At 35.7% G+C, this 11,898-nt stretch carries 9 protein-coding genes and 3 pseudogenes; 9 read left to right on the forward strand and 3 right to left on the reverse strand.

The window, feature by feature from the left end:
* Positions 1–118: 118 nt before the first annotated feature.
* Together HKP48_RS05330 and HKP48_RS05335 are read right to left on the reverse strand one after the other, a co-directional pair.
* A pseudogene (locus HKP48_RS05330) lies at positions 119–583 on the reverse strand (branched-chain amino acid transport system II carrier protein); the annotation flags it as partial.
* Positions 583–2,133, reverse strand: a complete 1,551-nt coding sequence (locus HKP48_RS05335; RefSeq protein WP_296343591.1) for a serine hydrolase — start codon at positions 2,131–2,133, stop codon at positions 583–585. The gene HKP48_RS05335 and the pseudogene HKP48_RS05330, both read right to left, overlap by 1 nt.
* A 99-nt stretch (positions 2,134–2,232) precedes the next feature.
* Between HKP48_RS05335 and HKP48_RS05340 the strand changes: the two genes are divergently transcribed.
* A complete protein-coding gene (locus HKP48_RS05340; RefSeq protein ID WP_296343593.1) occupies positions 2,233–3,009 on the forward strand; it encodes an alpha/beta hydrolase in 777 nt (258 codons plus the stop codon).
* Between the two features lie 321 nt (positions 3,010–3,330).
* Here the strand turns inward: HKP48_RS05340 and thiL are convergent, their stop codons facing one another.
* Positions 3,331–4,386, reverse strand: a complete 1,056-nt coding sequence (gene thiL / locus HKP48_RS05345; protein WP_296343595.1) for a thiamine-phosphate kinase — start codon at positions 4,384–4,386, stop codon at positions 3,331–3,333.
* 212 nt (positions 4,387–4,598) lie between these two features.
* Here thiL and HKP48_RS05350 point away from each other — a divergent pair.
* The 8 genes and pseudogenes from HKP48_RS05350 to sufB form a co-directional block, all read left to right on the forward strand.
* A pseudogene (locus HKP48_RS05350) lies at positions 4,599–5,204 on the forward strand (thrombospondin type 3 repeat-containing protein); the annotation flags it as partial.
* Positions 5,205–5,240: 36 nt separating this feature from the next.
* Positions 5,241–6,365: pseudogene (locus HKP48_RS05355) on the forward strand (choice-of-anchor B family protein); the annotation flags it as partial.
* A 12-nt stretch (positions 6,366–6,377) separates the two neighbouring features.
* Entirely contained in the window at positions 6,378–7,715 is a 1,338-nt protein-coding gene (locus HKP48_RS05360; protein WP_296343597.1) for a hypothetical protein, read from the forward strand.
* A gap of 1 nt (position 7,716) precedes the next feature.
* Entirely contained in the window at positions 7,717–8,493 is a 777-nt protein-coding gene (locus tag HKP48_RS05365; RefSeq protein WP_296343599.1) for an MbnP family protein, read from the forward strand.
* Between the two features lie 3 nt (positions 8,494–8,496).
* On the forward strand, positions 8,497–9,570 hold the full coding sequence (locus tag HKP48_RS05370; protein ID WP_296343601.1) for a cytochrome c peroxidase: 1,074 nt from the start codon (positions 8,497–8,499) through the stop codon (positions 9,568–9,570).
* Between the two features lie 110 nt (positions 9,571–9,680).
* Positions 9,681–9,902, forward strand: coding sequence for a hypothetical protein (locus HKP48_RS05375; protein ID WP_296343604.1), 222 nt, complete (start codon positions 9,681–9,683; stop codon positions 9,900–9,902).
* Positions 9,903–10,060: 158 nt separating this feature from the next.
* Positions 10,061–10,390, forward strand: a complete 330-nt coding sequence (locus HKP48_RS05380) for an iron-sulfur cluster assembly accessory protein (protein ID WP_296343607.1) — start codon at positions 10,061–10,063, stop codon at positions 10,388–10,390.
* A gap of 12 nt (positions 10,391–10,402) precedes the next feature.
* A complete protein-coding gene (gene sufB / locus HKP48_RS05385) occupies positions 10,403–11,851 on the forward strand; it encodes a Fe-S cluster assembly protein SufB (RefSeq protein ID WP_296343609.1) in 1,449 nt (482 codons plus the stop codon).
* Positions 11,852–11,898: the final 47 nt, after the last annotated feature.

Raw genomic sequence — 11,898 nt, forward strand, 5'->3', positions numbered from 1 at the left:
ATAATCTTGTTGAAATCGACTATTAAGATACTGAAAATCAATAACTTAAACAAGTTTAAGACGTTGTTTTTCAATGAATTAAGCTTGTTTTTTTATCTATTTACCAACCCTTGATTCGCATTAATAAGAGAATTATAACAATAAGTGGCGTTAAAAATTTACCGATAATACTTAAGACTTTGGACCTATTGAGTGCAAAAATCAGTACCAAAATAAAATAGACAGCACTTGTTAAAAGCGTGGGTATTTCAAAAAATGGCTGGATTGCCATCTCATGTGTTACTGATGCCGTTCGTGGTGCTGGTAAAGCAATAGCGATTATATAAATAAGCATACAATAAATAATACTAAAAACTGGTGATACTTTTTTACCAAAGTCGTACAAAGTTCCTTGCAAATTGGCATGTGCGTAAATGGCTAGTATTGGAATAATAACCGCGGTTACAGCAAAACCCAAAGCAACGATACCCCATTGGTCCAAAGCTTTGAAACCTAAAAGTGGTGGCAAAATAAGATTACCTGCACCAAAAAACATTGAGAACAGCGCAAAGCCGCTCATCCAGATTTCTTTGGTTCTGTTCATTAGTCTACACGTTTAAGCTCTAAGTCTCCAAAATCGAAACTAAAGTCGGTAATTGGCGCTACATATTCTAATGTTGCTGCCTGCGCTTTTCCGTTTTTATCGAAAGTGAATTTTACAAAGACATCGGCATCAAAACTGCGATTGTTCCATTTGGAAACATAGGTTGTAGCGTTATATGGCAACAGCTTTCCGACTAATTGCGAAGAGCGTACACTTTTAATGGTATAGCCGTTTGCGTTATTCGTAATTTCAAAATTCCCAAACCAGGCATCATTATACGTTCCGATAATTTGAGTTGGTTTTGGCAATGCGGGATTGCCTTTTATTTTATCAACTTGTGCATAAACTGCAGTTTTAATACTATCGTTATAGGTAATATATCGCGCGTTTCTTTCGCTATAATTCTTCAACCAGTTTCTATCTTCATAACCTAAATAGGAATCTTTAATAGTGTTGGTTATGGTATTAAATGCTGAGCCGTTCATTTGGTTGGTTAACACTACAATAGCTAAGCCTAAATCTGGAATCATCGTAAACTGTGTGACCGTTCCTAACAATCCACCTGTGTGGTACACTTGTTTGTGTCCGCCTTTGACATCGGTTACAAACCAACCCAAACCGTAACCTCTAAAGTTAGAATCGTACCAATCGCCACGACCGACGCTTAATGGTGTTTGCATTTGCCAAAGCTCATGAAATAGAGCTTTTTCCAATAATCTCGTACCATCGACTGTTACGGCATCATTCATTAAAAATTGTGCCCAAGTGAGCATGTCTCTTACGTTACTCATAATTCCTCCGGCAGGATTTGCCAATGGTGACCAATCGTGTGTAATTTTTATGACTTCGCCTTCCGTTCTTGTATGCGCATCGATAATATTGCTTTTGTCTCTGACGCGATTGTAAGACGCTTTACTATTGACCATTCCTACAGGTCTCATAATTTTATTTTCTATAAATTCTTCCCAAGACAAACCACTAACACGCTTTAAAACTTCACCAGCAATGATATACATATTGTTATTGTAACGAAATGTACTTCGGAAAGATGACTCTGGTTTTAGATGCTTCATGTTGGCAATAACATCGTCTACAGTGAAATCACTGCCTTCAGGGAAAAACATTAAATCTCCAGCACCAAGTGACAAACCGCTTCTGTGAGTGACTAAATCTCTTACCGTCATATTTTCGGTGACCCAAGGTTCGGACATTTGAAATTCAGGAATGTGCTTACGCACTTTGTCGTCCCAGTTTAACTTACCAGCATCGACCATCATGGCTAAGGCAAAACAGGTAAAGCCTTTACTGTTAGATGCTACACCAACGAGTGTACTGGCTTTCATATCTTTTTTAGTCTCTAAAGAACGGACACCATGACCTCGGGAATAGATAATTTGGTTGTCTTTTAAAATACCCACGGAAATACCAGGGACATCAAAGGTGGTTAAGGTTTCTTGAATGAGTTTATCGAGTTGTTCTTGTTCAATTTGTGCATTGAGCGTTAATGACAAAGCGATAATCGAAAGGGTAAACCAACATCTTAATAGCATACGAATTGTATTAATTTAATTATGTAAGATTTCAAATATAGTAAATACTTATTCATCAATTGCACTACATAAATCTCTGATAAAACTATCTTTATAACCATGTTTGTAACCCATAAGAATATTCAAATTCATTATACATCGACAGGAAAAGGTCCTGCACTATTACTACTCCACGGTTTTATGGAAACCTCAGAGATGTGGAACGATTTTGTTGATGAGTTGTCTAAATCACGTCAAGTCATTTGTGTAGATTTATTAGGCCATGGCAAAACCGAATGTATAGGTTATATTCATTCTATGACTGCTATGGCTGAAGCTGCCTATGCTGTTTTGGATTCTTTAAAAATTGAAACCCTGAGCTGTATTGGTCATTCTATGGGTGGTTATGTGGCTTTGGCTTTGGCTGAATTGCATTCTGGACTCATTGAAGATTTATGCTTGCTGAATTCTACCTACGAAGCTGATGATAACGAACGAAGGATTTTAAGGGCGCGTGCCGCACAAATGGCAACTACTAATTTTGAAAGTTTAGTACGCTTGTCTTTTACCAATTTATTTACCGAAAGCAGTCGAGAAAAATTTAAACCTAAATTTAAAAAAGCCCTTGATATTGGTCTAAGGACGTCGCAACAAGGCTTTATTGCTGGACATAAAGGTATGGCAATTAGACCTAACCGATTTGAAATTTTTAAGACTATAAGAGGAAAAAAAGTTATTGTTATTGGTGAAAAAGATTGGATAGTTGATAAATCTTTTTTGATTGAAAAAACTAAAAATACAGCTATTGAAATCGAATTATTTTCTGAAGGACATATGAGCTATATTGAAAATAAATCAGAATTATCTTATTTCTTAAAGCGTTTTATCGAAATATAATATGCTATAACGTTTTAAATATTTTTTTTAATTAAGTTAATCATCTCAAATTTTGCTAATTATAAAAAAATCTAGTCAGCCTACTTCACCTAAGAAGTTTTTATGCGATATTTTTGGTCATAAATACGTAGTCTCTAAAGAAGTTACTTGTCCCGTTAAAGAGTACACCTTCATATGTTGTAAACGTGAACTTACCACTAACCTAAATGGTAGTTTAACAGAGTTAACCCCTAAGTTTAAAGATATCAATGCGACTTTAGCTCGTATTTATTCTAGCAAGATAGCCCTCATGAAATGACGAAGATTAAACCCTTCGGCAGCTTAATCTTCTGTTTCTTTAAAATTTTTCCAACCCTTTGCTATAATCGGGACTTTAGTTTCTGCTCGGGTTACTAAGTGCATCCCACGTTCGGCTTCGGTTATATAACCAATCACTGTAAGATTAGGATTGCCTTTTATTTTCGGGAAATCTTCTTGAGAAATCGTCATTAATAGCTCATAATCTTCACCTCCATTTAGTGCAATGGTTGTACTGTCTATATTAAATTCTTCACAAGTAGAAATCACCTGAGGGTCAAGTGGTATTTTATTTTCATACACATCTGCACCAACTTTACTTTGTTTACAAAGGTGTATAATTTCAGAAGATAATCCATCACTGATGTCAATCATACTGGTTGGTTTTACCTCTAGCTTCTCCAAAAGTTCTACAATATCTTTTCTTGCTTCAGGTTTCAATTGACGCTCTACGATATAGGTATACATCGATAAATCGGGCTGGCTTTGAGGGTTCACTTTAAAAACTTCTTTTTCGCGTTCTAAAACTTGAAGTCCCATATAAGCGCCACCTAAATCTCCTGATACTACCAATAAATCATTAGGCTTTGCGCCTGAACGTTTTACCACCTTATCTTTTTCTACTTCGCCAATAGCTGTGATAGAAATAATAAGTCCAGAGGTTGAAGACGTCGTATCACCACCAACTACATCTACATTGTATAGTCTTGTCGCTGTTTCTATACCTGCATATAATTCTTCTAGAGCTTCTAAAGGAAATCGATTGGATACAGCTATAGACACAGTAATCTGAGTTGCGTTTGCATTCATAGCATATACATCTGATAGGTTAACCATAACAGCTTTATAACCTAAATGCTTTAGAGGCACATAACTCAAATCAAAATGCACACCCTCAACAAGTAAGTCGGTTGTAACAACAATTTGTTTTTTATCTGAATTTATAATGGCAGCATCGTCGCCAATACCTTTTACTGTTGACTTATGATTTATTTTAAATTGCTCTGTTAAATGCTCAATAAGCTTAAACTCACCAAGTTCGCTTAAAGGGGTTCGCTGTGGGTTTTTATCTTCAATCATTTTGCAAAAGTATTACGATTTAACAATTTTCACGAAATTTATTAGTCTATTTTGAGTTTTAATTAAATAGCAATTACTAATTATTAGCTAAATTGCAAAAAAAAATCACCCTAATGAAATTTTCAAAAATACTCTTTGTCTTTTTATTCTGCTCTTTTTCAATCGTAGTAATCGGCTGCAAAGATGATGATAAACCTGCTACAGAAATTATTGATACTGATGGTGATGGCATAAATGATGAAGACGATAATTGCCCCAATACACCCAATCCAAACCAAGCTGATTCTAATAATGATGGAGTTGGAGACGCTTGTAATAATGATTTTGATAATGATGGAGTTTTAAATGATGCTGATAATTGTCCTAATACTCCAAACAATAACCAGTTAGATACAGATAATGATGGTGATGGTGATGCATGTGACGACGACGATGATGGCGATGGTGTTTTAGATGTTGATGACAATTGCCCACTAAATGCAAATGCTGATCAATTAGATACTGATGGCGATGGTGAAGGTGACACATGTGATACAGACGATGATGGCGATGGTGTTTTAGATGTTGATGATAACTGCCCCTTAGAAGCTAACCCTGAACAACTAGATACTGATGATGATGGTGAGGGAGATGTTTGTGACACCGATGACGATGGTGACGGTATATTAGATGGAGATGATAACTGTCCGCTCAATGCAAATCCAAATCAAGAAGATTTAGATAGTGACGGTATTGGAGATGCTTGTGATAATTGCGCAAATATATCTAATCCTAACCAAGAAGACATCGATAATGATGGTATTGGAGACGCTTGTGATGTAAGTCCTTATACCGTAAACACACCTTGTACAAACGGCATGGCAGGCGTTTATCCATGTGGTGGTATAGATGTATTATCTGTAATTGATGTAGCTACGCTCGGAGGAAGCAATGCATTTAACATTGAAGGTAGTGATATTTGGGGTTGGACAGACCCAACAACTAACAACGAATACGCTCTAATCGCTTTAACAAATAGCACCGCATTTGTAGATGTAACTGACCCATTACAGCCAATTTTTCTTGGTAGACTAAATACCAATGCTGGGATTAACTTTTGGCGTGATGTTAAAGTCTATAACAATTACGCCTTTATAGTAGCCGATGGAGCAGGTAATCATGGTATGCAAGTATTTGACTTAACCCGTTTACTAAACGTTACAAACCCACCGCAGACTTTTAATGCAGATGCCATTTATAATGGTGTTGGTAGTTGCCATAATATTGTAATCAACGAAAGTGAAGCTATAGCTTATTTGGTAGGCTGTACATCAACCAATGGTGGCGGTCCAATATTTGTAGATATATCCAATCCATTATCACCAACTTTTATAGGAGATTATACGTCTGGAGGCTATTCTCATGATGCGCAAGTTATAACCTATAACGGTCCTGATAGTGATTATACAGGAAAAGAAATTTATGTAGGTAGTAATGGTAACACCGATAAAATTGTAATATTAGATGTCACTGATAAAAATAATGTAATCGCTATTAGTGATTTTTCATATCCACAAACATCTTACGCACACCAAGGTTGGTTCACAGATGACCAACGCTATTTTATACTCGGTGATGAAACTGATGAACAAGCCTTTGGTTTTAACACTAAAACTTTAGTATTTGATTTTGAAGACCTAGACAATCCAATACCATCATCTACTTATTTTGGTCCAACGGCTGCTATTGACCATAACGGTTACGTAAAAGGAAATGAGTATTACTTAGCTAATTATAGAGCTGGTATGCGTATTTTAAATATCGACAACATTGGCGCATCATCTAACTCTATGACAGAAACCCACTTTATTGATACGTTCCCAACTAGTGATAGTGCTTCGTTTAATGGCGTTTGGAGTGTATACCCTTACTTTGCAAGTGGTAATATTATCATTAGTGATATTGAAAGTGGTCTTTTTGTTGTAAGAAAAAGCGAATAAACAAAACAGCTTATGCACCCCAAAAGCTACTTTATATCTTATTTACTATTTGCAGTCTTATTGTTTGGTTGTGATAACGAAAAACTCTCAGGATTTTCTCAGAATACATCGGGAGATATAGCTTTTATATCTACTTTTGGAGGAAACCAAAATGATAGTGCGCAATCTGTTGTAACAACAAATGATGGCGGATATGCTATTTTAGGGTTTACCCAAAGTGCAGATGGCGATATCACTGATAAAGAAGACAACAGTTTTGATTATTGGTTACTCAAGTTTTCTTCTCAGAATACTTTAGAGTGGCAAAAAACCTATGGCGGCACTAATGATGACCGTGGTAGAGAAATTATACAAACGCAAGACGGAGGTTATGCTATTATTGGGACTAGTGAAAGTAACGATGGTGATGTATCTAATAATAATGGTTCACAAGATTATTGGATAGCTAAACTAGATGCTCAAGGAAATATTTCGTGGCAAAAATCTTTAGGCTTCTCAGGTAACGATACAGGTATTTCTATTTTACAGACCTCCGATTTAGGGTATTTGCTCACCGGTGTTTTGGATGTTACGGCATCTGGAGGCGAAGGAAATACAAATCGTTCCACGACAAGACATGCTGGAGGTGATTATTGGGCTATTAAATTAGATGCTTCTGGAAATTTACAGTGGAGTCGTTATTTTGGAGGTAATTTTACAGATACGCCAGAAGGTGCTGTGGAAAACGATGATGGTAGCTTTATAGTTGCTGGTGGTTCTGATAGTGAGGATACGGACATTTCAAACAATAAGGGTGATTATGATTTTTGGATTATTAAAATTGAAGCTAATGGCGATTTGATTTGGGAAAAATCGTTTGGTGGAGAGCAAATTGATGAAGCTAGAGGTATTGTAAAAACAAATGATGGCAATATTGTAATTGCTGGCGATACAAGAAGTAATGACCAAGATGTGAGTACAAATAATGGTGCAGCAGATTTATGGCTGATTAAAATCTCTCCCGATGGAAACCTAATCTGGGAAAAAACTATTGGCGGTAGTAGCTTTGATGTAGCTAGGTCTATTAAAATTGCTCAAGACAATGGTTTTTTGTTATCTGGAAGCTCAAGAAGTAGTGATGGCGACGTCTCCGAAAATAAAGGTCAAAATGATGCATGGGTGGTTAAAACAGATAGCAACGGTAATCTTGAATGGGAAACTACCGTTGGCGGAAGTAATATTGACTTTGCCTACAGCGTTACAGAATTAAATGACAACTCCGTTGTTATTGTCGGTGACACTACCAGTGATGATGGTGATATTGAAGATAATAAAGGATTTACAGACCTACTCATATTCAAAATAAAGTAAAATGAAAAAGATTTTTGTACTAGTATTTGTAACCACTTTTTGTTTCTGGTCATGTACTGATGACGATAACAATAGTAATTTGAATCCGGCCAATACGACTTTCAATTTTTCTCACAATTGGGATGGCATTCCTGTAAATAGTACTGACTTTAATACGATACAGTTTACAAACCAAAACGGCGAAATGTTAAGTATAGAGCGTCTAAGGTATGTGTTATCTGACATCACCTTTACGACAACTTCAAATGAAGTATTAGATTTAGATAATTACAATTTAGTAGACCTTACTAACAATACAAATCTAGAATTTGATTTAGGAACTCAAATTCCACCAGGAAACTATAATAATGTCTCTTTTACGTTTGGCTTTGATAATGAAGATAATACTCAGAACTATGTAGATTTAAATTCTGCTTCCTTTAATGTGCCTGACATGTTAGGTGGTGGATATCACTACATGCAATTTGATGGAAAATATTTAGACTCAAACAACAATGAGGCTAACTTTAACTATCATGCCATAAGAGCTGTTGATAATCCAGGAATGAACCCAACTTTTCCGCAGGATACTTTTTTTAAGGTGAATTTAGGTCCTATATCTATTTCAGATGATACAAACATCAATATAGCAATGAATATTGCACAATGGTTTAAAGAGCCAAACACATGGGATTTAAACCAACTCAATACTGTTTTAATGCCCAATTCTGCAGCTCAAATCCTCATGTTTGAAAATGGGAAAAATGTATTTAGTCTCGAATCTGTAACACAAGAATAAAACTTGAAAACGTGGATATATATATTAATCTTAATATCTCTATTACTCTCATGTTCTAGTGATAATGATGAAGGCTATTCACCTTTGGAAATAACACCAACCCCAGTTAACTTAGAGATTCCTCAAATATTTTCTAATAACATACTTCCACCCGTTATTCCTACTGAAAATCCGCTAACCGAACAAGGCATAGCTTTAGGAAAACGCTTATTTTTTGACCGCATTTTATCTGGTGACCAAACCATCTCTTGCGCGAGCTGCCATTCTCCGCAAAATGCATTTACCGATGACACTCCAACAAGTATAGGTATTGATGGTATAAATGGGACTCGCAACTCCATGCCCTTATTTAATTTAGCTTGGAATTATAATGAACGTTTTGCTTGGGACGGCAAAGAATTAAGCTTAGAACGGCAAGCTCTTGAACCCGTTGAAAATCCTATAGAAATGCACAGTGATTGGGGTGATGTTGTTAGTAGACTTCAAAACCATCCTGAATATCCGCAACTCTTTGAAGAAGCATTTGAAACAACGATGATTACCAAAGAATTAACAGTAAAAGCGATTGCGCAATTTGAACGCACCTTGATTTCAGCAAATTCAAAATTTGATAGATATACTCTAGGACAAACTGCTTTAACAACTCAAGAACTAAATGGCTTAGATGTTTTTCTTCGTGAAGATAAAGGCGATTGTTTTCATTGCCATGGCAGTCCAAATAATCCACTTTGGACCAATAACGATTTTCATAATAACGGATTGGACGCTACATTCACAGATTTAGGCTTAGGTGCAGTAACTGGAGACCCAAATGATAACGGAAAATTTAGAACACCATCCTTAAGAAACCTGGCTTTTACGGCACCTTATATGCATGATGGTCGATTTGCAACATTAGAAGAAGTTATTGACTTTTACAGTGAAGGACTTCAAAATTCGGCAACAATAGACCCACTAATGAAAAATGTTACCCAAGGTGGTGTTCAACTTTCAGACGAAGATAGGGCAGATTTAAAGGTCTTTTTACTCTCCTTATCTGACCCTTCATTTTTGACAAATCCTGCTTTTCAAAATTAAGATTACTTTATTAATTTTGATTATTTATGCATTTCATCGAAAAAATACGCGCTACAACTTGTTTTAATAACTGCTTTATGTATATTAGTCGTCCCCCAAATCATGAAAACATGAAACCTACCGATACGGATAATATATCTTGTATAATATTTGGTCATAACTTTTATAAATCCTTAGATGAAGTTAATGGCAATACTCAACTAAAATGCAAGCATTGCTGTACTACTTTAGACATTGATGATTTCGGAAATTCCCATCACACAGAAGCGGTAGACAAAACTTTCAAAAATGCGCTTCGTAGACTTTTTCTTCTCAAAAGGAATGTCGCTTAAGACACTTTCATTCTTCCAAAAAATTACTAAATTGTTTTTTGCATTTTGATATAGCTTAAGTCTATCGAATGATATCTTAATATAATGTTAGCAAATGTTGTAAAGAGCCTGCTATATCTTATCTTTGCACTCTATTTAGAAAAAATCTTAATAACAATATGATAAAGGTTTCTGATACAGCGAAGCAGAAAGTCATACAACTCATGAAAGAGGATGGCTTTGATGCTGCTACAGATTACATAAGAGTTGGCGTTAAAAGCGGCGGATGCTCTGGTTTATCTTACGATTTAAATTTTGACAAAAATCAGGAAGACGGTGATAAAGTTTTCGAAGACAATGGTGTAAAAATCATTGTAGACAAAAAAAGCTTCTTATACCTGATAGGCACAACACTAGAATATTCTGGTGGCCTTAATGGAACTGGTTTTGTATTTAATAATCCAAATGCCAATAGAACTTGTGGTTGTGGCGAATCATTTTCACTTTAAAGAAAAGAACATATGTCAAAATATACTGAAGACGATTTAAGGGAAGAATTAAAAACCAAAGAATACGAATATGGTTTTTACACTGACATCGATTCTGAAACATTTCCTGTTGGTCTTAACGAAGACATCGTTAAAGCCATTTCTAAGAAAAAGGAAGAGCCAGAATGGATGACCGAATGGCGATTAGAAGCCTTTAAAGTTTGGAAAGAAATGACCGAACCAGAATGGGCAAACGTGCATTATGAAAAACCAGATTTTCAGGCAATTTCTTATTACTCTGCACCAAATAGTAAACCTAAATACGATAGTATAGATGAGGTTGACCCTGAATTATTGGCAACTTTTGAGAAGCTAGGTATTTCTCTTGATGAGCAAAAGAAACTGGCTGGCGTGGCTATGGACGTTGTAGTAGATTCAGTTTCTGTAGCTACAACATTCAAAAAAACCTTAGCTGAAAAAGGTATTATCTTCATGAGTATTTCTGAAGCTATAAAAGAGTATCCAGAATTGGTAAAAAAATATATAGGCACTGTTGTCCCTCAGAAAGATAACTTTTATGCAGCATTAAATTCTGCTGTGTTTAGTGATGGGTCATTCTGTTACATCCCAAAAGGTGTACGTTGCCCAATGGAATTGTCAACATATTTTAGAATTAACCAAGCAGGAACAGGTCAGTTTGAAAGAACATTAGTTATTGCTGACCAAGGCAGTTATGTGTCTTACTTAGAAGGTTGTACAGCACCGAGTCGTGATGAGAACCAATTACACGCCGCTGTTGTTGAACTTATTGCACTTGACGATGCTGAGATAAAATACTCTACAGTACAAAACTGGTATCCTGGAAACGCTGAAGGAAAAGGTGGTGTTTACAACTTTGTAACCAAACGTGGACTTTGTGAAAAGAATGCAAAAATCTCTTGGACACAAGTAGAAACTGGTTCTGCAGTCACTTGGAAATATCCATCTTGTGTACTTAAGGGTGATAACTCAATTGGAGAATTCTACTCTATTGCTGTAACTAACAATTACCAACAAGCAGATACTGGTACAAAGATGATTCACTTAGGAAAAAACACAAAGTCAACCATAATTTCAAAAGGTATTTCTGCAGGTAAATCTCAGAATTCTTATCGAGGATTAGTTAAAATTAACTCTGGTGCCGATAATGCACGAAACTTTTCACAATGCGATAGTTTGTTAATGGGTAACGAATGTGGTGCACACACATTCCCTTATATAGAAGCAAAAAACAAATCAGCTCAAATAGAACATGAGGCTACAACCAGTAAAATTGGTGAAGACCAAATTTTTTATTGTAACCAACGTGGTATAGATACTGAAAAAGCAATTGCGCTTATCGTCAACGGTTTTAGTAAAGAAGTATTAAATAAATTACCAATGGAATTTGCTGTCGAAGCACAGAAATTATTAGAAATTTCTCTAGAAGGTTCTGTTGGATAAATTATAATTAATTATGAAACGAGCATGCTAAACATAGTATCACCCAA

Source organism: Winogradskyella sp., from assembly GCF_013042245.1.
Taxonomy (GTDB): domain Bacteria; phylum Bacteroidota; class Bacteroidia; order Flavobacteriales; family Flavobacteriaceae; genus Winogradskyella.